This window comes from Pumilibacter muris (genome assembly GCF_943193045.1).
Taxonomy (GTDB): Bacteria; Bacillota; Clostridia; order Christensenellales; family Pumilibacteraceae; genus Pumilibacter; species Pumilibacter muris.
Window position 1 is genome coordinate 354,844 of the sequence record NZ_CALPCN010000002.1, and the last position, 25,956, is coordinate 380,799.

At 49.2% G+C, this 25,956-nt stretch carries 14 protein-coding genes; 3 read left to right on the plus strand and 11 right to left on the minus strand.

Features of this window, described 5'->3' with window-relative positions; all coding sequences use genetic code 11:
- Window positions 1-313 precede the first annotated feature (313 nt).
- The 9 genes from NFR62_RS04260 to NFR62_RS04300 all read right to left on the minus strand — a co-directional run bounded on the left by NFR62_RS04260 (window position 314) and on the right by NFR62_RS04300 (window position 15,961).
- The gene (locus tag NFR62_RS04260; RefSeq protein WP_251614759.1) at window positions 314-1,360 is read right to left on the minus strand and encodes a 3-keto-alpha-glucoside-1,2-lyase-like domain-containing protein; all 1,047 of its coding nucleotides are present in this window, start codon (window positions 1,358-1,360) and stop codon (window positions 314-316) included.
- Between the two features lie 241 nt (window positions 1,361-1,601).
- Window positions 1,602-3,911 carry a glycoside hydrolase family 65 protein gene (locus tag NFR62_RS04265; RefSeq protein WP_251614762.1) on the minus strand — a complete coding sequence of 770 codons (2,310 nt, stop codon included), beginning with the start codon at window positions 3,909-3,911 and terminating at the stop codon, window positions 1,602-1,604.
- A 67-nt stretch (window positions 3,912-3,978) separates the two neighbouring features.
- Window positions 3,979-6,522 carry a GH116 family glycosyl hydrolase gene (locus NFR62_RS04270; RefSeq protein ID WP_251614765.1) on the minus strand — a complete coding sequence of 848 codons (2,544 nt, stop codon included), beginning with the start codon at window positions 6,520-6,522 and terminating at the stop codon, window positions 3,979-3,981.
- 221 nt (window positions 6,523-6,743) lie between these two features.
- Window positions 6,744-8,819 (minus strand): Ig-like domain-containing protein, encoded by a 2,076-nt coding sequence (locus NFR62_RS04275; RefSeq protein WP_251614768.1) that lies wholly within the window; start codon window positions 8,817-8,819, stop codon window positions 6,744-6,746.
- A gap of 78 nt (window positions 8,820-8,897) precedes the next feature.
- Complete coding sequence (locus tag NFR62_RS04280) at window positions 8,898-10,559, minus strand: type 2 periplasmic-binding domain-containing protein (protein WP_251614771.1); 1,662 nt, start codon at window positions 10,557-10,559, stop codon at window positions 8,898-8,900.
- Between the two features lie 30 nt (window positions 10,560-10,589).
- Entirely contained in the window at window positions 10,590-11,477 is an 888-nt protein-coding gene (locus NFR62_RS04285) for a carbohydrate ABC transporter permease (RefSeq protein WP_251614774.1), read from the minus strand.
- A gap of 145 nt (window positions 11,478-11,622) precedes the next feature.
- The gene (locus NFR62_RS04290) at window positions 11,623-13,104 is read right to left on the minus strand and encodes an ABC transporter permease (RefSeq protein WP_251614776.1); all 1,482 of its coding nucleotides are present in this window, start codon (window positions 13,102-13,104) and stop codon (window positions 11,623-11,625) included.
- A gap of 39 nt (window positions 13,105-13,143) precedes the next feature.
- A complete protein-coding gene (locus NFR62_RS04295) occupies window positions 13,144-13,944 on the minus strand; it encodes an AraC family transcriptional regulator (RefSeq protein ID WP_251614778.1) in 801 nt (266 codons plus the stop codon).
- Complete coding sequence (locus NFR62_RS04300; protein WP_251614780.1) at window positions 13,931-15,961, minus strand: alpha-L-rhamnosidase-related protein; 2,031 nt, start codon at window positions 15,959-15,961, stop codon at window positions 13,931-13,933. The genes NFR62_RS04295 and NFR62_RS04300 overlap by 14 nt, the downstream gene beginning before the upstream one ends.
- Before the next feature lie 370 nt (window positions 15,962-16,331).
- On the opposite strand from NFR62_RS04300, the gene NFR62_RS04305 reads away from it, so the two are divergent.
- The 3 genes from NFR62_RS04305 to htpG all read left to right on the plus strand — a co-directional run bounded on the left by NFR62_RS04305 (window position 16,332) and on the right by htpG (window position 19,896).
- On the plus strand, window positions 16,332-17,087 hold the full coding sequence (locus NFR62_RS04305; protein WP_251614782.1) for a hypothetical protein: 756 nt from the start codon (window positions 16,332-16,334) through the stop codon (window positions 17,085-17,087).
- A gap of 3 nt (window positions 17,088-17,090) precedes the next feature.
- Window positions 17,091-17,966 (plus strand): radical SAM protein, encoded by an 876-nt coding sequence (locus NFR62_RS04310; RefSeq protein WP_251614784.1) that lies wholly within the window; start codon window positions 17,091-17,093, stop codon window positions 17,964-17,966.
- 130 nt (window positions 17,967-18,096) lie between these two features.
- The gene (htpG, locus tag NFR62_RS04315) at window positions 18,097-19,896 is read left to right on the plus strand and encodes a molecular chaperone HtpG (RefSeq protein WP_251614786.1); all 1,800 of its coding nucleotides are present in this window, start codon (window positions 18,097-18,099) and stop codon (window positions 19,894-19,896) included.
- A gap of 316 nt (window positions 19,897-20,212) precedes the next feature.
- Here the strand turns inward: htpG and NFR62_RS04320 are convergent, their stop codons facing one another.
- Both NFR62_RS04320 and NFR62_RS04325 read right to left on the minus strand, forming a co-directional pair.
- The gene (locus NFR62_RS04320; protein WP_251614788.1) at window positions 20,213-23,839 is read right to left on the minus strand and encodes an InlB B-repeat-containing protein; all 3,627 of its coding nucleotides are present in this window, start codon (window positions 23,837-23,839) and stop codon (window positions 20,213-20,215) included.
- Window positions 23,836-25,956: a hypothetical protein gene (locus tag NFR62_RS04325; RefSeq protein WP_251614791.1), complete on the minus strand. Its 2,121-nt coding sequence runs from the start codon at window positions 25,954-25,956 to the stop codon at window positions 23,836-23,838. The genes NFR62_RS04320 and NFR62_RS04325 overlap by 4 nt, the downstream gene beginning before the upstream one ends.

Sequence of the window (25,956 nt, forward strand, 5' to 3'; positions counted from 1 at the left end):
CGTTGGTAGTTGTGTACCCGTTGGTAGGCTTATACTCCGCGTCGGCGCGGGCGGATAATCTAAACGCTCCCCCCCCCCGCGACGCACAGACACAAAGCTAACGCAAGAGCGGGCAGTATTGCCGTCGTCAGTCTTCTTTTTTTCATCTTTTTGTTACCCCTTTTTAGGATTATTTAACTTGTTATAGGAAGTTCGCTTCCTTTACTTTATAAGTATAAAGTATTTTTTTGAGTATTACAATAGTAAATTCCGTCACAACACAGCTTTTTGAGTGGTAAATTGTGTTCCACTTTGCAAAAAGTTTTTCATTTTGTTATTGCGAGCAAGTGAAACGAGCGCGGCAATCCCTTTTCTTTTTGCAATAAACGAGCAAAGCCGAAACCGCGAGCGCGCCTAATGCCGCAACGGTTGCGCTCGTCGTAGCCGCGCCGCCGCAACCTTTTACTTGCTTGGGCTGTTCGGGCTTTTCGGGAACGGTTGCCGAAGATTGCGTTTTGCCGCCGAGCTCGTCTATTTTATCCACTTTTTCGGCAAGCTTATCGAGCGAATCGTTTGTGTCGGCGCTCGGCTTAGGCGGCTGCGGCACTTCGGCGTCTAACGCTTTCGTTGCAAGTTCGGTAACCGAAAAGTTGCGAAAGCGGCTGTCGTTGTTCACCGAAATAAGCGAAATATAACCGCGTTTAAACGCCGAATAAGGCAACTTGCGGGTAAGAGCGGGAGTTCCCGAGCCGTCGAGCCAAACCGTTAAATCGAGCCCGTCGAGACGGATACGGAATTTGTGCCATGCGTTACGGTCGTAGCCGCCGGGCGAAGTCGATTCGTAAGGTCCGCCTATTCCGTCTACGTCGGCGCCCCAAAGAGTTACCATTCCTTCCTGTTGGGCGAATATTCCGCCGCCCGTTTCCAAAAAGTATTTGCCCGCCTCGCTTTGCCTAAAAGCCACAACAGGCCAATAATAGGTTGCCGCGCCCATTTTATATTCAACCGTGAGGTCGAAATTAACGTATTGTTGCTTTGTGAAAGTGAGAATCGCAAAGCTGTCGGTGCCTAAGTCGCGCGATATGTCGCCCTCTACTGAGTGGCGGATAAGTTCGCCGCGCTCAACGTAATAATTAGTTGTGTCGGAACTGCTCGCGCCCACCGAAACGCGGTTCGAACTCGCGCCCATTGTAGACTGATAATAAGCTTCGAAATCTTCGTTCACCGCATCCGCCGAAGTAAAGTTTTGAGTGTAGGTGTCGCCCTCGTCGGCATAAGCGGCAACGCCGCCTTGCGCAAACAGCAACGCCGCCGCGAGCATTGCCGCAACAAACATTGCCGCGCACGTTATAAAAACGTTTCTTATAGCAGTTTTTTTCATTTTTTTCGCTCTCCTATCGAGTGATTGTTTGGTTTTGTTATTCGTTCCATGTTGGGGATTGCTTCGCTGCGCTCGCAATACTCGCCTACGGCTCTTGTACTCGCTTCGCTCGTGGCGTGCGCCCTTACGGGCTTGGCTAAGGGCGTTCTCACACTGCGTGTGCTCGGCTAAGGACAACGTGCAACTTTTATCGTTTGATGCACGGGATTACTTTCGCTCGGCTAAGGACACAGTTAAGCGCTTAAACAACCGTTTTGTCTTTAATCGTTATGTCTTTGCCGTTATGCGAAATCGTGATTGCTCCGCCCGAAAGAACTTCGTAGACGGTGTTTTGCTTAGTAACCGTAACGCGCAACCGCACGCCGCGAAACAACAGTTTAAAACTGTAACTTTTCCAACCGTCGTGAATAAACGGTTCGAAGTGCAACTTTTCGTCGTAAATCCTAAGCCCCGCATAGCCGTTCACCATCATCATCCACGAAGCGCCCATGCACGCTGCATGCAGTCCGAAAAAGGTGTTGCCGTTCACGTTGTCAAGGTCCATGCGCGAAGCCTGACGCAAATAGCCGTAAGCGTCCGCTTTGTCGCCCACGTCGCACGCAACAATGGAGTGTATGCTCGCCGAAAGAGAACTGTCGTGAATTGTTTTCGGCTCGTAGTATTCGAAAATCTTTTTGCGCTCCTCTTTTGTGAAGTAGTCGCTGCAAATAAACGCCAAAAGCACTATGTCGGCTTGTTTGCAAACTTGATAGCGCCACAAGTTCAAAGGGTGCAAATGAGTGAGTAGCGGAAGTTTTTCGCGCGGAATGGAATCCACGTCTATGGGGTCTTTATAAATAAAGTTGTCGTCTTGCATGTAAATTCCGAGTTCCTTGCTGAAAGGAATATACATGTTGTCTGCCGCGCGTTTCCAAAGCGCCATTTCTTCGTTCGTTACGCCGCACTTTTCCGCAAGCTCGGCGTATTGCTTCGGGCGTTCTTTTTTGAGCATTTCGGCAACCTTTAAAGTAAACCTAAGCTGTTTTTGAGTGAGCACGTTGGTATAAAGGTTGTTATCCACAACGGGGTTGTATTCGTCGGGTCCGCAAATCACGTTTATGCAGAATTTGTTTCCCTTAGTGGGAATAAACGCGCCCCTGTGCGCCATGCACCGCGATATTTCGAACAGAATTTCGGCGCACTTGTCGAACAAAAATTCTTTATCGCCCGTAGCTTCGTAGTAGCGGTATATCGCGTAAAAAACGTCGTTGTTTATGTGGTATTGCGCTGTAACGGCTTCGAAAACGTGCCCGCATTCCTCGCCGTTAATAGAGTTCCAACTGAAAAGCGCGCCCACGTCGTCCATCTGCTTAGCCCGTTCGCGCGCCTTATCCAAAATATTGCGGCGATACGTTATGAGCTGTTTCGCAATTTCGGGGTTGGCGTATATATACATAGGCATCATAAACACTTCGGTGTCCCAAAACGTGTGCCCGCTGTATCCCGTGCCCGAAAGCCCGTTTGCCGAAATGTTGGTTATGCCGTCTTTGCCCGTAGACTGAAAAATCTGCAACGCCGAAAAACGCAACCCCTGCTGCACGGCTTCGTCGGAATCGATTTGAATATCCGCGTTTTCCCAAAACTCCCCGAGCTTTTCGGCGCTCGCCGCAAGTTCGGCGGCAAATCCGCGCTTTGCCGCACCCGACGCGTGTTTTTCCGCTTCTTCCGCATATTTTTTGCAGTCGCGGTTTGTAACATACGCAACGCAGCGCACAAGTTCGGCGCTTTCGCCCGCTTTCAAAGAAAACGAATAAATATCCTTTAAGCCGCAGTCGCTGTCTTCGGCTTCGGTTTTAGCCGACACGTTTAAAACGTCGAGAGCCGCCGCCGCGATTTCGAATTTAGCAACTTTCGTTTTGTAGCGCACAAGCTTAACCGCGCTACGGCGCCCTTTTTCGAGAAAGTCGAAAATTTCGCCGCTCGCGCCTCCGATTTCCTCTTTTGCCGCGCCGCAACCGCGAGGAGCGGAAAGCGCGCTCTCTATTTTTATTTCGGCTTCTTTATCGCAAGCAACGGTTATTTTGTTAAGCGCAACGTGTTTGTTGTGTTGCAACGCAAACCGAGTAAGGCTAAGCGAAACGTTTTTGCCGCTCTGCGTTATAAAAACAAATTTTCTTTCCACCGTCCCCGTTTTCATATCGAGGGTGCGAGAATAATCTTTTATTTTGCTCGGCTCGCAAATTCTAACGGGCTCGCCGTCGGCAAAAACTTTGATGTCGAACGGGTCGGCTTGGTTCACTATTGCGTGGTATCTTTCGGGAAAACCCGGACGGCACCAAATGTGTCGGTACGGAAAATATTCGTACACGCCGTTGAGCATAGAAGTGCGGTCGGAATATTCGGCGTCGCCGCAAAATCCCTCTTCTATAAATCCGCGTATGCCCAAATAGCCGTTCGCAACCGTAAAAATAGTTTCGTTGTTTTTGTTGTTCTCTTTCTTCCATTCCGTTTCCGTAACCGTCCAGCCGTGCGGCTCGAACAGCTCGGGAACGTTTTTGTGTATGCTTCTCATTTTTGTGGCATAATCTCCTGCATAAAATATTCTTGAAAGCGTTTCGCCTATGAAAGCGTTTTCGCCGTTACTTAACTTCTATAAGCCGATTGTCGAGCGTAATAACGTATTCTTTATCGGCGGGCACGCGCACAAAATATTTGTTGCCGTCGGTTTTAACTTCGGGCGCGCTCGCGCTCTTATCCGCCTGAATGGAATACACGCGGTTTCCGAAACGGTATTCGCGCACTCCCGCAAAATCGTAGTCGGCGGGAAGTTTGGGCGATATTTTAAGCCCTTGCGCGCAAGGATTAAGCCCCAAAAATCCCGTTACGAACGTGAGCGGCACAAGTCCCGATTCGGGGAATTCGCCTATAACGCCCTCGCTGTATTCGCCAACGCCCTGCGAGCCGTTTTGCACGAACGACATATAGCGGTTGCGCCTCAAAGAATCTTTGTGGAATTCGTCCATAATCACGTTGAATCTGCCCGCCGCGCTGTCCGCTCCTATTTGCGACAGTCTGCCGAGCATGTCGTAGTACGATATATAGAATATTGTTCCGCCGTTCTGCATTTGGTGCCCGTAGCCGCCGAAAGTTCCCGGCGTGCAAGGAAGCTGTCCGCCGTGGTCCCACCAATAGTACGGCGCGCCGGTAGAAGAAACGTCTACCGTGTTGCTGCGCGAGGCGTACACGAATTCGCCGTATATGTCCGCGCCCGTAGAGGTGTCGCCCTCTATAATGCGTTTGCCGTCGAGCCATTCGTATATGCGCTCGGCTTTCTCTTTGTCGGCAAGTCCGTAGGCAACGGCGTAGTAATTAACCATAGTCATGCCGAAGTCTATTCTATCGCCGTTCACGTTCACCGAAGTAATGTATCTGCCTTTCGCGTCGTCCCAAAACAGTTTGTTATACGCGTCTTTGCTCTTTGCCGCAAGCTCGTTGTATTTTTGAACTTCGGCGGCTTCGCCGTAATATTCCTTTATATCCGCCATAGCCACAAGCGACGCATAAAAGAGGGCGTTTTCGTATGCCGACTTAAAGCCGAACGCTCGGTGGGTATCCCAATAGTTAGACGCGTTGCCCTTAGTGGTTCCGTCGTTTTCGGGGTCGAATATGGTTAGTATGCCGTTCTTGCCGTCGAGCGTGTTAAGCATGTAGCTCATAGCTTTTTCCAGCTTTTTGCCCATTGTTTGCCCGCTGCGGTTTTTTGCGTCCATAAAATCCACAACTTCGCCGTTTTGCGTAACTTGCGTTTGATTGCCCGAAAGCAGATAGTTGCGAGCCGCTATAATGAATATAGGATTTAAAGTGTAGTGGTTTTGTTCGCCCAAATGCTTGGGGCTGTCTGCGGTTGCCCAAATGTAGCCGTCGTCGGCAGACCAACCGTCGGAACCGTAGCGAATGTTCACAAGTTGGTTAAGGTAAGCTTCTTTCGCCGCAGTCTCGCCCGTCCAGTTAAATTTAAGACCGTTCCACTCCGCCCACTCGGTGGAAAGAATTTCGGCGTAACCCGTGCGGAACGGCGACGGATTCGTGCGCGAGTTCGCTATGGAGCCCGACACAATGGGCTCGGTTGCGGCGCTTCCGAAAATAGTCCACATGTTGTTAAGGTCGGCGTCGAACGTGCCGCCTTTGCCTGTGTAGAGCAACAATTCTTTATCGCCGTAGGCGCGCATTTCGCTTATTGCAAGAGTGCGCTCTTCCATTAAGAACAGCTTAGCCGACAGCCGAACGCCGTTCGCCGCAATGCCGTTCATGGGTAGCGAAAGAGTTGCGCCGAGCGGATTAGGAAACCGCATAAGCGGCAAATGCCTGCCTACTTCGTAGTCGTAAAGGTAGTAATATTTAGGAAGCGAATACCATGTTTCGCCGCCGTCGGTTGTGTATTCCACAGCTATATTGCTCGGGAAATATTCCTCGCCGGCAGGGAACTGAATTTCAAGGCGGTCGAGACTGTACCAGTCGTCGAACATAAACCCTATATATTCTTCAACGCTCGAATCCGCCGCCTCGCCCGTTTTTACTTTGGTGGCTATTTTCCCGTCTAACAGGCTGTCGAGCGAATCCGACTTCGCGTTAATCGACGACGAAAACGGTTTAAGTCTGTTTATGGGCGCGGGCGCGGAATAAGAGCCGCTAACCGAAAGCGTTTCTTCGGCGCTCCAACCGTAAAGCTTGCCGTCGGCAATATTTACCGCCGCCGCTTTCACACTGTATTCGCCCGCAGTTTTATAAGCGTGGCTAAGAGACGGCACTCCCTCTTTCGACTCGTACGGTCCGTTATACGTCCAACTTCCGTCGCCCCAATCGATTATAGCGTAATAATACACGTTGGGATTTTGGACGGTTGCAAGAGTTGTGTGCAAATGCACGCCCGCCGTAACTTCTTCTCCCGTAGAAAAAGAGGGAAGCGGCGGCAACGACACGCTCACTTGGCGGGGATTGCTCTTTTGCACAGCCTCAGAAGGTTTATATTCTATATTTTTGAGGTCGTAGGTTTTCATGTTTCCGCTTACCTCCGTTTTAACGCCCGAATCGGGCTCGGATTGTTTTTTATCGCAAGCAGTAGCTCCGCAAGCCAGAGTTACCGCAAGCAGTAGGCAAGCCGCCTTTAAAAATTTTCCTCGCATGATTGTGTTCGTTACCTCCTATTTTTTAAGTTTGGCGTTCCCTATGCCAACTCTTAGGTTAGCATAGGGTAAGCCGCCCGTTTTATTTACGGCTCTGTTTAACGCGCTTTTTCGCCGAGCTTTATTCAACTATTTGTTTGCGTCGGTTTTCTTTTTTCTGCCTAAAAGAACCGCCGCGCCCGCAAGCGCAAACGCCGCAAGTGCGAAAGACGCGCCCGACGCTACCGCCGACTTGCAACCTTTTTTAGAGTTCCCCCCCCGTTGTTGTCTGGTTCGGAGGGCTTTTCGCCGTCGTCGGGGTTATTGTCGTCCGGATTATTGTCGCCCGGATTGGTCGGCTTGTCGGGCTCGGGCGGTTCGGTCTTCTTCTCAACAGTTACCGTCATAGAGTCGGTAAGGCGTTTGTCTTTGGTGCACACAACCGTTACGGTTACTTCGCCGTCGGTGATAAAGCGCAACACGTTTCCGCTTACGAACGCCACGTTACTGTTCGACGTTGTGAACGTATATTCGAGTTCTTTGCTCGTTTCGGGCGAAGTCTCGATTTCGAGCGTGAACGTTTCGCCCACCGTCGCGGTTTGAATTTTGTTTTTAATAGCTATGCTTTCAATATCCGAAAAGTCTATAACGTTTCCGTTCTCGTCAAGATATTTGAATTCAAAGCTGCGGAATTCAAAAGGCGCAACCTCGCTTGTCATGATTCCCACGTTGCCCTCTTTAAGCGAAATCCCGCTCTTTACGAGCACGGGTTCAATCATGTTGTCGAGATAAAGTTCCACAGTGTTGCCATAGGCGCGCACTTTTAATATGTGCCAATCGGTTTTGCCGTAGTTGGGCGTTGCTATTTGCGTTCCGTTATCGGCGCTCGGGTCGCCAGTTCCAAGCCCCCATACGGTGGCTTCGCCGCCTATTTGCATAAACATTCCAAGCCCTTCGTCCAAAAAGCGTTTGCTATAAGACTTTGTGCCCGAAGTGATTCCTACCCAGCCCGATTTATCTTGACTGTTGCGGTAAACCAAAGTCGTTTCGAAATATTCGGTTAAACGGTCGTTCAAGTATAGATTTGCAATATCGTGAGTTGCGCTCGAAGTTTCGGGAAGATTTACGCGCTTTAATAGCCCGTCGCCAACAGCCCAATGCTCGCTCCATTCTTCCGAGCCGCCCTCGCTATTAGCAATATACGCCGCCGTGAATTCACTCATAACGGTCTCGTCCTCGAATGTGAAATAGTGAGAAGTTTTATCGGCGGAGTTCACCGTTATATCGAGGCTGTCGGTTTTGCTCGCGTCTATTGCGGCGGTCGCGGTAATTTTCGCCGTGCCCGCTTTAAGTCCCGTTACTTTGCCGTCTTTCACTACGGCAACCGAAGTGTCGCTCGAAGCCCAGTTCACGTCCACTTTATCCTGTGCCGAAGCGGGGTCTAACGTGTAGCCGAGCTCAACCGTTTCGCCCTCTTTAACCGAACTTACGGTTTTATCGAGCGTAAGGCTTTTAAGGTTTATTTCTTCGACGAGCGGAATGGGGTTGCCGTTTTCGTCAAGATTAGTTACTTTAAGCGAATGGAATTCGTGATTATCCGAATAGCTGCCAAACGCTATGTAGCCATTTCGCACAGCCTCGTCTTTTGTAAAGTCAACGTGCAAAGCGGCATATTGTGTAGCTTTGTCGTCGGAAGAAAGAGTAACGTCGCAAGACTTACCCACAACTTTCACCGCAAGCAAAAACGCCGTGTTCTTATTGAACCCCTCGTTTGTCGCTTCTTGCTCGTGCAAGGCGCCTCCGAACTCGTCGTCGCCCCACAGCGTAGCTTTTCCGCTGTCTTGCGCAAAAGCGAAACAACCGCCTTTTCTGAGCATTTTGGTGAACGAATTTATTCTAAACGCCAAACCGCTCCAGCCCCAACCTGCGCCTTGCTGCCAATTCATAACAACTTCCGCTTCAAAGTTGGTAAACTTATACTTATTTAGCATAAGCTCGACGATTTTGTTTCCATTGTCGGTATCAATGCGCTTAGTGCTCACCTTACCGCTTTCAGTATTGTGAACCCAATGATTTTCCAACGAATCCTCAATAACAACGTTTACCGTTTCATCGTCACCGTATATTGCAGTAAAATCGTTAAGCTGTTCGGCGGAAGTAAAATCGTAAGTTACCGTAGTAGGCGCGCCCTCGTCTTGTGCGGCGCTCGCGCGTAAAGCTCCCGCAAAACCCGCTCCGCCGAGCGCAAGCACAGCCGCAAGTAGCAACGCCGCGCACGCGGAACACAATAGCGTAGTTCTTTTTCTCATCTCTTTCATTGTTTTTAACCCTCTCTTTTTTATTTTTTTAATACGCGCAAACCCGCATGTAAGCGCACTTTTGCGCGGTATTTACAATTATTTTAAAATCCCGAATTCTTTGAACTGTCTTTCGGCTTCTTCAAGCAATTCGTCGCCGCCCCATTGAGTTTTCCACTTGTTGCGGAACGTTGCGTAAGAATCCACTTTGGCGCCCGTAACGTAGCCGTATTCCCAACGGATTTGGTTGGTGTTAAGGTCTTTAACTTTGGTTGCGTCGAGGTTAAGCGAACTGCCTATTTGAACTTTGGATTTCATTTTCGACGTTATGGAGTTGTGTTCGACAACTTTTTTCGTTATGGCGTCAACCCGCTCGGTGCTGCCCTGAATAACGCCGTCTTTGGTTGTTGCAATCCAAGCGCCCCAGTCGTAGGCGCCGGCGCCTTGCGTGGTGTTGCGGTAGAACTTGTGTTCGTCGGTGTCGGACGTGTTAACGTATTTGTAGTCGCTTCCGTCAATGTCTTTATACTCGCAACCTTTTTCAACGCCAACGCCCCATCTTAACGCGTCGTAGCCTACGGGACGAACGTATTCGCCGGTGCTCTCGTCGAAGTACACAAGACAGTCGTCTATAAATTTTACGATAGCGTTCATTTTGTCTTTGTTGAGCGCCGCGCGCTTCGATACGCAAATAATCTTTCCGACGTAACCTTCCATAGGCATGTAGCCGCCGTCGAAGCCGTCGGCGCAAGGAAGCGCGTAGGTTTTCCACCAATTAACGGTGTCTTTTCCCTCGTTGTGCATTTGAGTTTCCATTGTGATTGACCCGGGATACCACTCGATTCCTATAAGCCCTTGCTTGGTTTTGGTTTTATTTTCCCAACTTTGAACGTACCACGACGGGTCTATAAGCCCTTCGTCGCAAATCTGTTTTAAATAGTTTATATATTGCTCGTGCGAGCCGTCCACTACGGGGAAAGACACCGCGTCCGCTTCGGTAATGTAAGCGCCGTAAGGAAGCTCCGCAACTGTACCCCACATTAAAGGCAACCAGTTTCCGAGCGTGCCGAGCGACGATTGATTGCCCGCCGAAGTGAACGCGTAGCAATTAGGTTTAGTCGCCTTTATCCAACGCGCAAAGTTTAAAAGGTCTTCGGGCGTGCGGGGCTGCCATACGCCGCCGTCGGTCGCTTTGTTTCCTGCGGGATAGTTGGCGCCGCCCTCAGTGGTAGCGCGGTATTCTTCCGCCCAATCCTCGCGGATTTTTAGCGACCATGTGGGAGTGTCGGGAAGAGTCCACACGCCCTTTAATTTTTCGCCGTCGCTCATCATCTGCTTTGCCACCGAATCGCCGTCGGGGTTATCCGCGTCTTTCATATTCACTATTTTAGACGCGTTAGGCATTTGCGAAAGATACGGCGTCCAATCTTCCAAAAGCACCTTTTGTTCCGCTATTGTCGCGTATTCGTTCATGTTGTCGAACACCACTATGTCGGGTTTGTCGTTAGACGCGAATTCGGCAACAGCCGTGCCCGAAAGGTTTCCAACAGCCGTAAGCTTAACGTCGAGATTGTAGTTGTCGCGCACCCATTTGCGGTAGGGGTCGTTGCTGTCGGTAGGCAAATTAACGTAGCCGGAAATAAGCATTTTAACCGAGCTTACCCCGTCATCCGAATTCAAGCCCTTGTCGCAACCCGTTGCGGCAAAGCAACAAACTATGCCGAGCAAAACTGCCGCGATTTTCGTGATTTTCTTTCTCATAATATTTTCTCCTTTACTTGATTTTGTTTTTTATCCTTTCACAGCGCCTATATAAACGCCCTGCGTAAAGTACTTTTGAAAAAACGGATATATAACGAGCATGGGCACAACCGATATTACGGTGAGCGCCATTTTCATGGTTATTGAGCTAACCGCCGAACCCTGCCCTATTAAAAAGTCGAGCTTGCCTTGGTCGAGCCCCGCAGTGTTGTCGAAATTTATTTTAACGTAATATTGCAAAGTCCACAGTTTGGGGTCTTTAATATAAATACTCACGTCGAACCAGTTGTTCCAGTGCCCCACTATGGTGAACATGCAAATTGCCGAAAGCACTGCCTTAGACATAGGAAGAATTATGTAGAACAATTTTCCCACCGTTGAAACGCCGTCAACCTCCGCCGCCTCTTCGAGTTCGCGCGGAATCCCCTCCATGAACTGTTTTAATATAAGAACGTTCCACGCCGAGAACAAACCGGGAATCACGAGCGCCCACACGGTGTCTATAAGTCCCGTAGATTGAATGGTGAGATATGTGGGAATAAGTCCGCCGCTGAACAAAATGGTTAGAAGCATAATTTTAACGAACACGCCTTTGCCCGGCAAATCTTTGCGCGAAAGCGCGTAAGCCGCCAAAACGTTTACAATAAGCCCCAACACCGTGCCGAGAACGGTGCGCTCGACCGACACCCAAAGCGCGCGAAGCACCACTCCCGTAGAGCCGAGAATTTTAACATACGCCGCGCCTGTGGGACGCTTGGGGAAATACCATATTGCGCCGCTGCTACTTAGCCACTCTTTTTCGGTGCAAAACGAAAGAAACACCGTGTATAAAAGCGGATACAGGCAAATAAGCGCGAATATAATTGCAACCGCCGCGCATACGCCTTGATATGCTTTGTCGCTTTTTCCTTTTATCATATTGCCTCCGTAATTTCGCTTTCTCTAAGTTGTACTCGCGTTATTCGTTCCGTGCTCGGGACTGCCGCGCTTCGCTCGCAATGGCATTTGCTATTATGTAATTGAGAGGAACGAACACGGTTAGTGACGCGGCAATCTCCGCCGCTCAGTATAACGAAACGCCCACCCAACGCTTTGAAAGCGCGTTGCAACCTATAACCATGAGCATGCCTATAAACGATTGAAAGAACGACACCGCCGCGCCCAAGCCGTATTGCAACCGCTGCAATCCTCTCCACACAACCCAAGTGTCTATAACCTGCGCGCTCTTCATAATATCGGAGCCGAACAACATAATTTGCTCGTAGCCCGCCCCTTTCAAAAGATTGCCGACCGCCATAACTGTGGTGAACACTATTGTGGGGGTTATAGACGGCAACGTTATTTTAAACAGACGTTTCACAGGTCCCGCTCCGTCGATTGCCGCCGCCTCGTGCAAGCTCGGGTCAACGTTCGTAAGAGCCGCCATATAAAGTATGGTACCCCAGCCGCATTCCTTCCACAAATCGGTTATAAGTAGCAAAGGAATAAAAGTGCCCTCGTTTGCGAGTATCTGAACGTTTCCGTTCACAACGTTGTTAATAAGTCCGTCGGGGTTCACGAACGCGTAAGCTATTGCGTATACCACCACCCAACTGAAAAAGTGCGGTATATAAATAATAGTCTGTATTCCCTTACGCACCTTTCTCGCGCCCATGTCGAACAGCATAACAGCCAAAATTATAGGCGGAATAATTGATATTACCATTCTTAAAACGCTTATCAAAATTGTGTTGCCTATAATCCGCAACATGTCGGGGTCTACGAAAATGGTTTTAAAATTTTTAAAGCCCACCCATACGCTTCCCCATATTCCGTCGGCAATAACGTAATCTTTAAGCGACAAACAGAACGATAAAAGCATAGGGTAAAGATTATACACAACAACAAGCGCCGCCGCAGGAAGCAAGAACAAATACATCAGCTTGTAGCGCCGCACGTTTTTAACGTTGCGCCCGTTCACTCCGAGCGAGCAACCTCCCGCAACGAGCGATAGCAGAACGCAAACCAAATAGGTTGCCGTAAGCGAGAAAGTGCGGTAAAAAGCAGTCTCTTCGCCGTAAATGTTTTGAGCCTTAACGCTTTTTGACGCAATCAGAACAACGAACACAACGGCTTGCCACGCAAACGCAGTAAAGTTCGCCGCCGAAAGCGCAATTCTGTCTTTTTCGCCGAGTTTTCCGAAAGCGCATAACACACTCAAAACAAAACATGCGAGCCAAACAGTCGCCGTTATAAGCACGAGAACTATTGCGGCTACCGAAACCGTAACGCCGAGCGTGCCGAATTCCGAGTGTTGCACTTCGTAAACACCGCCGCCCGCAAGAGCTTTCAGCAGCCCGAAAAATCCCATACTTACGCTGAGCGACACAGATTCGTCTCCGAACGTGAATATGGGCGCCGCAACAAGAAGCAACAATGCCGCGAAAGCGCACACCGCCGCAATTCCTCCGCGCAAGATATTCGGCGAAGAATCGAATTTTTCGCGGAAAGCGCGTTTTCTCGGCGCAGCGTTTGCCGATAAAGCCAAAACTTTCGAATCCGTCATATTTTAAGGCAACCTCCTTTTTTCAAAACTTTTTAGCTTTCAGAGTTTTTCTTCTCTGTGATTTTTGCGAAACTCGTTAGGCGTTACTCCGAACATTTTTTTAAAATAGTAATGAAAGTTTTTAACGTCCGAAAAACCTATTTCGCGGCTGATTTCATAAACCGTTTCTTCGGTTTCCATAAGCATTTTGCAAGCTTGCTCAACTCGGTATCGCAAAAGATATTCCACAACCGACGTGTTTCGCTCCTGTCTGAAAAGCCTTTGCAAATATCCGCTCGTAAGCCCCACGCTTGCCGCAACGTCTTCGAGCGTCAGCTTTTTGGAAAAATTTTCGTGCATAAACGCCGTAGCCGCCTGAACGTAGTCGCCTCTGTGATTTCGGTGGCTTCTTTGCTTGGTGCGCGAAATCGCCTCAGCCACCGACGCGAGTATAAGATAAATGTATCCTCTTATTCTCCACTCGAAATTTTCCGTCCGCGTCTCGTATTCGTCGTAGCACTTGCGAATATATTTCACCGTTTCGCTGTCGTCGTGAAAGTTCGCGGGGAAACACGGCAAAAACGCCGAATAATCTACGTCTATAAACTCCTTTTCGAAAATCACGTTTATAATTTTGAAATCGTTTTCCTCGCAACTCGGGCGTATAAAATGTTTGCTGTCGTCCGCAATAACGAAAACGTCGCCTTTGCGAAGCTGCATGCTTTCGAAACCTATTTTTTGCATGCCTTTGCCGCTTTCAACATAAACGAGCTCAACAAAGCTGTGGTTGTGTTCGAGAACCGATTCGTAACCGACGCTGCGATTAACCGCAAACATTCGGTCGGGTTCAAACATTTTCATATTGAACTGCATATTCTTTCCCCGCAGGCACAGTCGCCACCGTAAGTTCCCGCCCCGCTTCCACGCGGTAACGCTTTCCGTTCCACACAAGCGTTCCGCTTATCGCAGTGCTAAAAACCTTTATTCTTCCGTTTTCTACCTCAAGCGTAATTTCGCCGTCGCCGAACGGCACCGTATAGTTAAGCCGTTCAAGCCCCGCAAGCTTCGGTTCCATAACAAACGAGTTGCCGCAGTCGGCGGGCTCCAATCCCGCAACGTATTTTCCGAGCAAATACAACGGACTCGCGCCCCAAGTGTGGCACAAGCTTTTGCCGTAACGCCGCCCGTACATTGCGTATTTTTCGGCGCCCTTTTGACGTTTGTCGTAAGTTTCCCAAAACGTTGTTGCGCCCTCGCCGAGCATTCCGCCCCAGTAATCGCGTATTTCGTCGAGCACATATTCCGTTTCGCCCGTTTTCATTAAAGCCGCAAGTTCGTAAAAGCGCATATAAGGAGTTGTAATCGCCTGCACGGAATCGGATTTAAGCACCATTTCGGCAATTCGTTTTTGGCGCTCGGGCGGGCACAAATCGTATATAATTGCGAAAATGTTCGCGTAGCGGAAAACTTTTCCGTCGGGCACTCCGTTCTTAAACGAATGAATATACGCGCCTTTTTCCTCGTCCCAAAATTTTTCGAGTTTTGCCGCAACGTCCGCACGAAGCTTTTCATATCTTTCCGCCTCTTCGGTTCTGTCGAACGAGCGCAAAAGTTCGGCAAGCATTCCGAGCGATATGCAATACAGCATGTTTTCGAAACTTACTTCGCCCGTGTTATCGAGGTTATCCGCCCAGTCTATAAACACCCAATCGCCCTCGAGCCCTTTCATTAGCCCGTTTTCGTCGGTGCGCGCTATGCAGTATTCGAGAGCGCTTACCGCTTTCGAAATATTACGGCTTGTAAATTCGCGGTCGCCCGTATAACGGTAATAGTCGCAAAAACCCATAATCCAATAAAAGGTATAGTCCATTATGTGGTTTAGGTGCAAATCGAACGGCTCGCGTCCGAACAACCCGAGCATAGTGCGCCGCACGGCGTCTTTATCGAAAAAGCAATAGTAGTTCATAAGATAGCCTTGATAAGCGTCGCCCGACCAAACCCAACGGTCGCGCTTTATACCGTCTATTATAAACTCCCTATTAGTGAGCGAAAGCGTGTATTGCGAAACGTCGAAAATTTCGTTTAAAAGCGAATCGCTCGAATCGAATTTTGCCGAGCGCGGCTGCGGCAAATATTCGTGCACGGCTTGCAAAGAGCTAAAATCCGCGCCTTTAACCGCAAGAAACCTAAACGCTTGACAGTTGTCCGTTTCGTCTACGTCGCCCGTTGCGGTAAGTTCGGCGGTAAGCTCGCAACAGTCAAAGTCGCAAGCCTCCTCTTCGGATTCGCCGTAATATATTCGCGCCGTTTTTCCCTTTTTTGCGCCGCATAACCTTACCCGCGCAAAAAGCTCGCGCCCGAAATCGTATACTACCGTATTTCCCTTTTTAATGAGGCGAACGGGTTCGCAAACCGTTTCTGCGAGTTTCACGTTGTTAGGCGTCGAATCGCCGTGCACAAGCGCGTCGTTGAAAGCGGCGGAAACATAGTTGTGGTCGTTGCAGGTTACAAGCCAACTTCCGTCGGTTGAAAAAACGTTGCCGTCGGCTTTAACGGCGGGAAGTCCTTTTTCGGCGGCGACGCTTATAACAACTTCGTGCTCGCCCGCCGTAAGTTCGTATTCGCCGTGAGCGCCGTACACATACGCGCCGTCTACGGTAACGTTAAAAACGCCTTCGGCGCAAACGCGAAGAGTTTCGGGCTCGGTAAGTTTTGCCCGTTTTAAGAACTTGACGTTGCGCCAACAAGAATATTGCTTCCAAAACGGCGGAATAGGCACGTCGCGCTCATATCGGCGCAACATAAAACGCGCCGACAGTTCTATTTCGAAATCGTCGGGGTACCATATCCATTTTCCTTCCGCTATGTCTTTTGCCATGCAATTAAACGCTCCCTGTTAACTTACATGATAATCGTATCATAAAACTTCAAATTTTTCAATAGTAAAAATCGGCACACTATAATTACACCATACACACAGTGCGTTATATTAGTATAAAGCGGTGATTTTACCGTATTTTTGCCACTATTTCGCCCTATTTATGCACTTATTCGCTATTTTTGAGCGCGTTTAATCTTATAAAAATAGTAAATATGTATACTTTTGCGAGTATGCGCCCAAAAAATACTACCGAATACAAATACAAAAACAAGCCGCAATCGGGCAAAATCCGCCTAATTTAAGTTGTGCGGACGCAGGGACGCAGAACGCTTGACTTTTAAAATTTTATACGCTATAATACCGCTGTATGGCAAGAAAAGCGAGAGAAAAAAGCGAAAGCGGAATGTATCACGTTGTGCTTAAAGGCAACGACAAGCTTTTGTTTGCCGAAGACGACGACTACCGTTATTTTTTATCGCTGTTATCGAAAACGGCGGAACGCGACTATCTTGAAACTTACGCATACTGTCTGTTTTCGGAAATCGCCCACCTTGTGTTAAAAGAGGGATTGCGTCCGCTCGGCGATTCGCTTAAAACCCTCGTGTCGGCTTACGCGGTTCGATGCAACGAAAAATACGCGCGCAGCGGAAAGCTGTTTTACGACCGCTATATATCCGAACCCATAGAGTCGGACGCCGACCTTATAGACGCCGTGCGATTTATCCACCGCTTTCCCCTCTCGGAAAACGAAACCGTTTTATACCCTTATTCCACCTACGGAAATTACATAACCAAAAAGGGCATACGAAGCGACGCTTTAATGTTGCTGTTCGACGACAGTGTTATGCGTTTTAAAGAAGAAATGGAGAGCGAGCCCGAAAGACAATTTGCCACAGGCAAAAAAAAGAAAACTCTTTCCGACGAGCAAGCGATTGCGCTCGTTCGCAGAATTACGAATTTTATGACGCCCGAAGAGGCAGAACGCATAACCCTACCGATGCTCGGAGAAATAGCGCACAAGCTGTGTTGCGAGGGCGCGAGCATACGTCAGCTTTCCCGCATTCTCACCGTTAGCAAAAGCGCGGTAGAAAAAGCTTTGAAAGTGTATTTGGAGCAAGAGTAGTTTATGCTCCTTTATTCCCCCGAACACTGCACGCTTTGCCCGCGCGAATGCGGCGCCGACCGAACGAAAGGAATAGGCGCTTGCGGCGCGGGCAACGACGTTAGAATAAGCAAAACCATGCTTCACTTTTTCGAGGAGCCGCCGATAAGCGGCACGCGAGGGAGCGGAGCCGTTTTCTTTTGCGGCTGTTCTCTTATGTGCGGATACTGCCAAAACGCGCCCATATCGCACGGGGAAAATCGCGGCGAAAAGGTCTCTTTGCACGAGCTTGCCGAAAAAATTCTCGAATTGCAAAATGCGGGCGCGCACAATATAAATATTGTTACCGCCGCGCATTTTTTGCCGCACGTCGTTAAACTTTTGCGACTCGTTAAACCATTGCTTTCCGTTCCCGTCGTTTACAACAGTTCGGGCTATGAAAAGGCGGAAGCTTTGAGCCTATTGAACGGACTTGTTGACGTATATTTGCCCGACTTTAAATATATAAGCGGCGACGCCGCCAAAAAATATTCGAAAGCGGAAAACTACCCCGAAGTTGCGAGAGCCGCAATAGCGGAAATGGTACGGCAAACGGGAGAATACCGAGAAGAAAACGAAATCGCGGTGCGCGGAACGATAATCCGTCACCTCGTGTTGCCCGGCTTATCGAACGACGGCGTTAAAATTATGGAGAAAATAGCCGAACTTTTTCCCGCCGCGCGCGTAAGCGTTATGAGCCAATACACGCCTTCGTTCAATAAAACGGGCGAGCCCGCGCTCGACCGCAAGGTTACGTCGTTCGAATACAACCGAGTGGTAAACGCGGCAAAGCGGCTCGGGCTCGAAGGCTTTATGCAATTTCGCTCTTCGGCGTCGGGCGACTACACTCCCGATTTTTGATTTTTTAAGCCGCGCCGCAAAGCGGAGCGCAAAATGCTCGGTTTACCGCGCCAAAACATTTGATTTTTTACTTCGAAAGGGGTATAATTACATAGTTTACGAAAATGTTGTTTTATAGGGAGGCAGAATAATGGCTAAAAAACAGTTCAAAGCCGAATCGAAAAAATTGCTCGATTTGATGATAAATTCCATTTACACCAACCGCGAAATCTTTTTGCGCGAGCTAATCAGTAATTGCAGCGACGCAATCGACAAGCGTCATTACATGAGTCTAACCGACTCTTCGCTTTCGGCTGAGTTCAAAATAGAGTTAAAACCCGACTCCGCTGCGCGCACGCTCACGATTACCGACAACGGTTGCGGCATGACCCGCGCCGAAATGGAAGAAAACTTGGGCACAATCGCAAAGAGCGGCACGCTCGAATTCAAAGAAAAGCAAAACACTGCCGAAAGCTTAATAGGGCAATTCGGCGTCGGGTTCTATTCGTCGTTTATGGTTGCCGACAAAGTTACGGTGATTAGCCGAAAGGTGGGCGAAACGGTTGCCAACAAATGGGAAAGCGGCGGAGCCGACGGCTACACCGTTACGCAGTGCGAGCGCGAAAACGCGGGCACCGAAATAATTCTGCATTTAAAGCCGGACGACGAAGATTGCGCTTACGGCGATTTTACCGACGAATTCACCCTCACCCGCCTCGTTAAAAAGTATTCCGACTACATTCGTTACCCCATAGTGCTCGCCGACAAAACGCTTAACAGCATGACCCCTTTGTGGCGCAAGAAAAAATCGGAAGTAAAAAAAGAAGAATACGACGGTTTTTACCGCGATAAATTTTTCGACTACCTCGAACCCGCGCACGTCATGACCGCTCAGGTGGAGGGCAACATAAACTATTCCATGTTGTTGTTCGTGCCGCAAAAAGCGCCGTTCGACTACTACACCCGCGACTACAAAAAAGGGTTGTCGCTTTACAGCGGCGGAGTGCTTATTATGGAGCAATGCTCCGACTTATTGCCCGACGAACTCGGGTTTATTAAAGGACTTATAGATTCTCCCGACATTAGTCTTAACATATCGCGCGAGCTGTTGCAAAAAGACCGTCAGCTTAAAGCGATTGCGGTTTCACTCGAAAAAAAGATTCGTTCCGAACTGAAAAAATGGCTTCAAGCCGACCGCGAGGGCTACGAAAAAATGTTCCGCGAATTCGGCAACTCGCTTAAAATGGGCGCCTATAATAATTTCGGCGCAAAAAAAGACGAGTTCAAAGACCTTTTGCTATTCGAATCGAGCGAAAACAAACTCGCAAGTTTTTCGGAATACGTCTCCCGCATGAAAGAAGGGCAAGAAAATATATACTATGCGTCGGGCACGAGCGCCGACGCTATAAAAGCTCTTCCGCAAGTGGAAGTGTTCCTTGAAAAGGGATACGAAATACTTTGCCTTAAAGACAGTATAGACGAATTCGTGGTTAAAATGATTGAAAGCTACGACGGGAAAAAATTCGTTTCGGTAGCCGACAAAAACGCCGCCGAAGTTTCGGACGAGCAAAAAGCTGAACTCGAAAAGAAAGCGGACGACTATTCCAAGCAAATTGCCAAAATGAAAGAACTTCTCGGCAAAAAAGTTAAAGACGTGCGCCTTACCGCTCGCCTCAAATCCGCAGCCGCATGCCTTACGAGCGACAGCGAAATATCGCTCGAAATGGAACGCGTGCTCAAAGCGATGCCGGGTAGCGAAGGAATTTCGGCGGCGCGAGTGCTCGAACTCAACCCCGACCACCCCGCTATCTTAAAACTTTCGAAACTGTCGGAAAGCGACGAAAAATTCGCCGACTACACTCTTGCGCTGTATAACGCCGCGCTACTGCAAGAAAATCTTCCCGTAGACGATTCCGCCGCGCTTGCCGCTTTGTTGGTGAAACTGTTGTAAATAAAACTCAACTTTTATTTTGCCGTCATGCTCTTATCACATACGCGCTATATACTTAGTGCATACATAATCCGATAAAATTTCGCGGCGGCGTTCCTCCTTTGTAAAATAAGTTTTTCATCATCTTCCTTTTTTTCAAAAAACGCCGCCGCGAGTTTTATACCTTACTATCCTTTAAAATAAGGAGGTAACGATTATAAGAGCAAATTCTTTTCATAAGCTTAAAAATTCTTCCTTTGTAAACAAAAAACACCGATTTTTTCACGGTGTTTTTTGTTTTATCAAAGTATTCGTCAGCTCTTTTTTATTCAAGCGTTCAATCGGCTTCGTCGGGAATAATTTCCCACACTGCGGTAGCCGTAACGGCGGCTCCGTTCGCCGAAGCGAAGTTCGTTCCTTGCGCCACCGCGCCCGCCGAATAAACGGTTCCGTTTATTCTCCACCCAACGAAACGGTATCCTTCGCGAGTAAATCCGTTGGCTTTAAGAGAGTTGTTCGCTCCGTCGTAGGTAAACGTGCTGTTGCTCATGCTACCCTCTCCGCCGCCCGCGTCGTAGCGAACGGTGTAGCTGTTCGCTTGCCATTTAGCAGTAGCCGTAACGGTTGCGCCTTGCGTGGAAGCAAAGTTCATGCCTTGATTAACCGCGCCCGAATTGTACTCGGCGCCGTTTATAACCCAACAAACGAACGTATAGCCGGTGCGCGCAAAGCCGTTAGGTTTAAGCGCGTTGCTCGCGCTGTCGTAGGTGAAAATACTGTTTTGCGTAGAACCCGTAACGCCGTCAGCTCCGCCCTCATACGAAACTATGTAAGTTATCGGCGACCATTGCGCGGTTGCTCTAACGGTCGCGCCTTGCGTAGACGCAAAATTCACGCCTTGCTCAACCGCACCCGCTTGCTCAACCTTGCCATTTATTTCCCAACCCGCAAACGTGTAGCCCGTGCGAGTAAAGGTATTCGCTTTAAGAACGTTGTCGGAAGCGTCGTAAGTGAATTCGCTCATCGCCATAGTCCCCGAACCGCCGCCGCTCACATAATTTATATAATATGTGTTCGCTTTCCACTGCGCGAGAGCGACAACCGTCGAACCTTGAACCGATGAGAAGTCGGTTCCTTGCGCAACGTTGCCCGCAGGATAAACGGTGCCGCCTATGCTCCAACCGAAGAACGTATAACCCTCGCGCGTAAAGGTGTTCGCTTTAAGAGTATTGTTCGACGCGTCATAGGTCAGCGTGCTGTTGCTCATTGTGCCCGTGCCGCCGTTAGCGTCGTAACGAACATAGTATATATTCGCTTTCCAACTCGCAACGAGCGTAACTGTGGCTCCTTTCACCGAAGTGAAGTTGTGCCGAATAGCTCCGGGACGGTACGTTGCTCCCGACTGTCCGCTCACATACCAACCGTCGAACGTGTAGCCCGTTTTTGAAAGTCCGTGTCCGTAAGAAAGACTGTTCTCCGCGTCGTAAGTGAAAGTAGCCGACTCAACCGTACCGGTTGCCCCTTCGCCCGCGCTGTACTGCACGGTGTAAGTAATAGGCGTCCAAATTGCGCGCGCCGTAACGGTGGAGCCGTCAATCGCGGTAAAGTTATTCCCTTGCTCTACAATCGAGCCCGCCTCGTAATCGGCGCCGAGAATTTTCCAACCCGCAAAATCGTAGCCCGTGCGGGTAAAGTTCGAAGTTCCGTTGGCGCGCAGTTCGTTGTTTGCCGCGTCGTAGGTGAACGTGCTGTTTGCAGGCGCGCTTCCCGTGCCGCCGTTAGCGTCGTATTGCACCGTGTAGGTTATGGGCGTCCATTCGGCAAAGAATTCTTTTGCGCCCGTGCTGCCTGTGGGAATATTGCTCGAAAGAGCGCCGCTTCCCGAACCCAAATGCCAACCCACGAAATTGTAGCCTGTGCGCGAAGCGTCGGGAATGGAAATCGTATTGCTCTCAACGTGATAATAAGACGGTACCGCCGACGTTAAAGTTCCTCCGTTCGTGTCGGTTGTAATCGCGTAGTTTAGGTTAAATTTTAAATATAAATCAACGTCTTCAAGCAAATAATCTTCGCCCCATGTTCCGTCGGCATATTGTTGCCTTTTGAGCGGGAACTCGGTAACTTTTCCGGTGTAAGTAAGCCCGTTATATTCGGTATACCAACCCATAAAGGTGTAGCCTACGGGGGCTTCGGCGCCAGTCTTTGTAGCGTTCGCGTCGAGAGTTATTAAATCGCTCCACTCGTGGAATTTGAATTTATCCGTTCCGCTCGGCAAATTCGTAACGGGCTCATAAGTGCCGCTTTGCGAATGAACGGTTAGAGTATAAAGCTGCTTGTACACGGGCGCATATTTTCTGTCGCCGACCGAAAGCGTGGGTATGCTCTTCACGTCTTTATTCTTTTGCGGGTTCACGTCCGACTTATCGAACCAACCGCAAAACGCAAAATTGTTTTTCGCCCATTTGTCGGCGTCCGTTTCGTCGGTGGGCAAAACTTTTTCTACGCTTTCCTTGTGGTATTGAAAAGTCTCGCTCGGCTCTGCGTCGGTCGTGTTCTTATACAGCTCAACGGTGTAAAGCCAACGGTATTTCGCAAACAGCTTAGTGTTCGCGTTGCCCTGAACGCTCGTTACGCGTTCGGTATAGTCGCGCGAGGTATACCAACCCAAAAATTCAAAGTTAGCGCCGTAGGTATCTTTAAGCGTAGGCTTGGGCAAACTCACGGTGCCGCCCTTCACGATTTGCGTATCTTCGTAAAAGCCGTCTATAATATAACCGTTGTGTGCCGGGTAAATTTCCGAATCGACATAGTAATCGCCGTTTTTGCAATATTGGTCTTTAAGCTCTCGGTCCTCTATTTTGCAATCGGTGTAATACATAACGTAATGCTCGTCTTGCTCCAAAATCGGCACAAAGCGTTCGCGGGCATATTGAAAGTATTGGTCGGGCGAGCTCATAGCTTCGTCTATAAGCTTGCGGTCAAAACTTATAGTTTGCGGAAGTTTGTATTCTTCCCCTTCCTTAAACTCGATAATCTTTTCGTCGCGATAAAATGTAGTTCCGATTATGTCAACGCCGAAATTGGGAAGATTTTGCGGCAGGGCTTCGCTCGACGTAAACGTTAAACTCTTTAATCCTTCCATCATATATGAGCCGAAACGCACGTTCTTGCCGTGCACCGTCATATTTTTAATAGCCGAAGAACCGAAATTGCAATATTCCACCGACGCGGGAAGTTCGAGAGTTTTGGTTTTATCGCTATTCGAATTGTAATGATAACTCGCTTCAACCGCAACTACGGGTTCGCCCTTGTAGGTAGACGGAATACGCACGTTGTCGCGTATGCCGTTCAAAACATTCCTCACAACATAGCCTTTGCCATACAAAACGTTGCCGTCTTCGTCGGTTACGGTGTCGGCGTTATATTCGAACAAAAGCGGACGGTCGCCGAGCGGGAACTCGAACACCGCGCCCGCGCCTCCGAGCACGAACACCGCCGCAATAATTGCCGCAAGCGCCGAAGCGCCGCCCACGCCGAGCCCTGTGCGCGAAAGGAAGAACGACGTAAGCCACATAATAACGCGCGCCACAGCTAAAATTATGTAAACCGTTACCGCCGAAGTAGAGCCGGTATAACTGTTAAACACCAAAGCGGCAACAATTTCAAGCAACGGCATCAAAAGGAAAACTATTAACTGCACAACGTGCTTTTTAACTATTCCCACCTGCAACAACGGAATGGGAAGCATAAAGAGCACCGCAAGAACTTCGAGCACCAAAACCGCAATAGTGAGTTCGAGCAAAGCGAAATCGAAACCCGAAGTTAAGAGCGTGATTAAAAAAACCACGTCGAGCACGAGCATAAGGTAAAAACCCACGTTCGATATAATCGTTTTCGCTTTTTCTTTTATAAACGCTTTTTCTTTGTTTATTTTTTTTGCGGAAGTTGACTTTGTTTTACTCATTTCTTCTTTTTACCCCCGTTTAACATTGCCTCAGCTTCTTTGCGGGTAGCAGGTCGGGTAATCATCGAACCTTTTAGCTTACTGTATACTCTCACTCTGTTGCCGCGAGGTTGCACCGTAACGAAAACTATATTTTCGTTGTCTTCGAGCACGGCGGTTTTCTTGAACTTTGCAAAGAACGGCAACGCGTTTAGGCGAACGAGTCTCGTTTTGGAACTAATGCTTTTAAAGTTCGAACCGTTCACATCAAATGCCTTGTTGCAAATCGTGCACATGCCGTCTCTCGTCTCACGGGATACTCCGCACGAGTTGCAGAATGTTCCGCCGCAAGACGTGCACACATGCGCCTTGCTGAGCGGCACAACTTTGCCGCACACCTTGCAAACCGCCGAGTGTTCGGGGCAGTAAATTTTTCCGTCTATGTTGAGCGGACGCGGCTTGCCGCTAATCAACTTAACGGCTTCGTAGTAGCCGTTGGGCGAAATTTTTTCTTTCGCGCAATCGGAGCAAAAGCCGTTTATGCACCCCTCTTCCGAGCATGAGTGCGCTTTTTCTTTCGCCACAATGTTGCCGCACGAACAGTCTATGCGGTCGAATATGCAAAGAGCTTCGCCCGTGTCGGTGGTTTCCTTAATATCGTCGCGGTAGAAAAATTCACCGCATTTAAAGCATTGCGCCGTTTCTTCTCTAAGGTAATATTTGTAGCCGTTCTTTGTGCGGCATCGCATACATTCCGATTTTCTCAAAAATTTAACCGAGCGGAAACGGTTTAACGCGCCCACTTTTCCGAGACGCTTAACCTCTTCTTCAACGTAGCTTTCGTCGCAACCGCGCATAGCCGCGTCGCGCGGAGAAAGCGGCGAACCCGTTTTGCCGTCGCGGAACACCTTAGCGCATTCCGAGCAAAGCTTATCGTCGGAATCCATGCTCTTTATAGAGTGTTCGGCGCAAAGCGCTTTGCCGCAAACACGGCAGCCGTCGTCGCGGAAACAGTATCTGCCGCAACGCTCCTCGCACTCGGTCGCGCATTTTTCGCACCCTATTTCGAACGTGCCGTGCGCGCTCACAGCAACGGCGCCGTTGCTTGCCGAAAGGTATTCGCCGCAATGCGGGCAAACGTGCCCGTTGAACCGCGTGGTGGGGTTTATTTCAACATAAAAAGTCGCGCGTTCGCCGTGACGCCCCGTAACGGTATACGGCACACGGTCGTTATCGATTGCGTTCAAAAACACGCCGATTGGCATCATGCGGCATATAACCGACGAACCGAGCGCGTTCACCTCGCGGTGGGAAGCATTTTGTCCGTTGCGAAAAACTTCGTTTCGTTCGGCGATATGCTCGCGCATTTTGCTGCCTTCGCTCGCCACCATAAAGTCGAGTATGCGTTGGCGCACCTCGCTCGATTCTCTTATTTGAGTTATAATGTTGTTAAGCTGGCTTTGAACGGCGTAATCAACCTGAGGAATAGACATATCGCCGTCTTCGGGCGCGCTGCGCTCGAGCGTGGCGTAAGACATATTCGCAAAAAAATCGCCGCTGCTGCCGTCAACGTCCAAAAGCACGCTGTCGATAATATTTTTCATGCTTTCGCTCGCGTCGATATTATCTTGGCACTCTATTAAAAAGAACAGCTCGTATTTGTTTTTGCCTTCAAGATGTTCGCGCTCGCCGCGCTCAACCGAAAACCCGCTCGCAACGGGCGGCATGGGGGTGTCGTCGGAACGCACTTTACTGTGGCAGTAAAGGAACGAATAGTCGGCGCCCACTTTGTCGAGAAGCATTTGCACAAAAGGAGTGGAGCGGTTAACGTGCTCTAATTTGCTCCCTTTGCCGCGCTCTACCTGAGGCTTATACGTTATGTAATGAACCTTGTTTTCGCCCGTCATTTCAACGTGATAGGCGTTGGCTATTTCGTCCACTTCGGTTTTTTCGAGCTCGCTCTTTTCCCGTTCGTCTATTTTGCGGTATACCGAAATAATGCCGTCGGCTTCCGCCGCCTCGCTCACGAATTCTTCTATGTAACGTAAATTGTTTCTTTCAAGTTCGGAAGACTGACCGGACTTCTTTTTGTTTTGGAATTGCGAACTTAGTCTGTCCGCCTTGTAATTATCCGCCAT

Bases quoted from the DNA above. Each gene is read 5' to 3' on its own strand.
- NFR62_RS04265 (WP_251614762.1), bottom strand. From the start codon at position 3,911: ATGAGAAGCATACACAAAAACGTTCCCGAGCTGTTCGAGCCGCACGGC.
- NFR62_RS04305 (WP_251614782.1), top strand. From the start codon at position 16,332: ATGGCAAGAAAAGCGAGAGAAAAAAGCGAAAGCGGAATGTATCACGTT.
- NFR62_RS04285 (WP_251614774.1), bottom strand. From the start codon at position 11,477: ATGATAAAAGGAAAAAGCGACAAAGCATATCAAGGCGTATGCGCGGCG.
- NFR62_RS04275 (WP_251614768.1), bottom strand. From the start codon at position 8,819: ATGAAAGAGATGAGAAAAAGAACTACGCTATTGTGTTCCGCGTGCGCG.
- NFR62_RS04325 (WP_251614791.1), bottom strand. From the start codon at position 25,956: ATGGCGGATAATTACAAGGCGGACAGACTAAGTTCGCAATTCCAAAAC.
- NFR62_RS04295 (WP_251614778.1), bottom strand. From the start codon at position 13,944: ATGAAAATGTTTGAACCCGACCGAATGTTTGCGGTTAATCGCAGCGTC.
- htpG (WP_251614786.1), top strand. From the start codon at position 18,097: ATGGCTAAAAAACAGTTCAAAGCCGAATCGAAAAAATTGCTCGATTTG.
- NFR62_RS04300 (WP_251614780.1), bottom strand. From the start codon at position 15,961: ATGGCAAAAGACATAGCGGAAGGAAAATGGATATGGTACCCCGACGAT.
- NFR62_RS04320 (WP_251614788.1), bottom strand. From the start codon at position 23,839: ATGAGTAAAACAAAGTCAACTTCCGCAAAAAAAATAAACAAAGAAAAA.
- NFR62_RS04310 (WP_251614784.1), top strand. From the start codon at position 17,091: ATGCTCCTTTATTCCCCCGAACACTGCACGCTTTGCCCGCGCGAATGC.
- NFR62_RS04290 (WP_251614776.1), bottom strand. From the start codon at position 13,104: ATGACGGATTCGAAAGTTTTGGCTTTATCGGCAAACGCTGCGCCGAGA.
- NFR62_RS04270 (WP_251614765.1), bottom strand. From the start codon at position 6,522: ATGCGAGGAAAATTTTTAAAGGCGGCTTGCCTACTGCTTGCGGTAACT.
- NFR62_RS04260 (WP_251614759.1), bottom strand. From the start codon at position 1,360: ATGAAAAAAACTGCTATAAGAAACGTTTTTATAACGTGCGCGGCAATG.
- NFR62_RS04280 (WP_251614771.1), bottom strand. From the start codon at position 10,559: ATGAGAAAGAAAATCACGAAAATCGCGGCAGTTTTGCTCGGCATAGTT.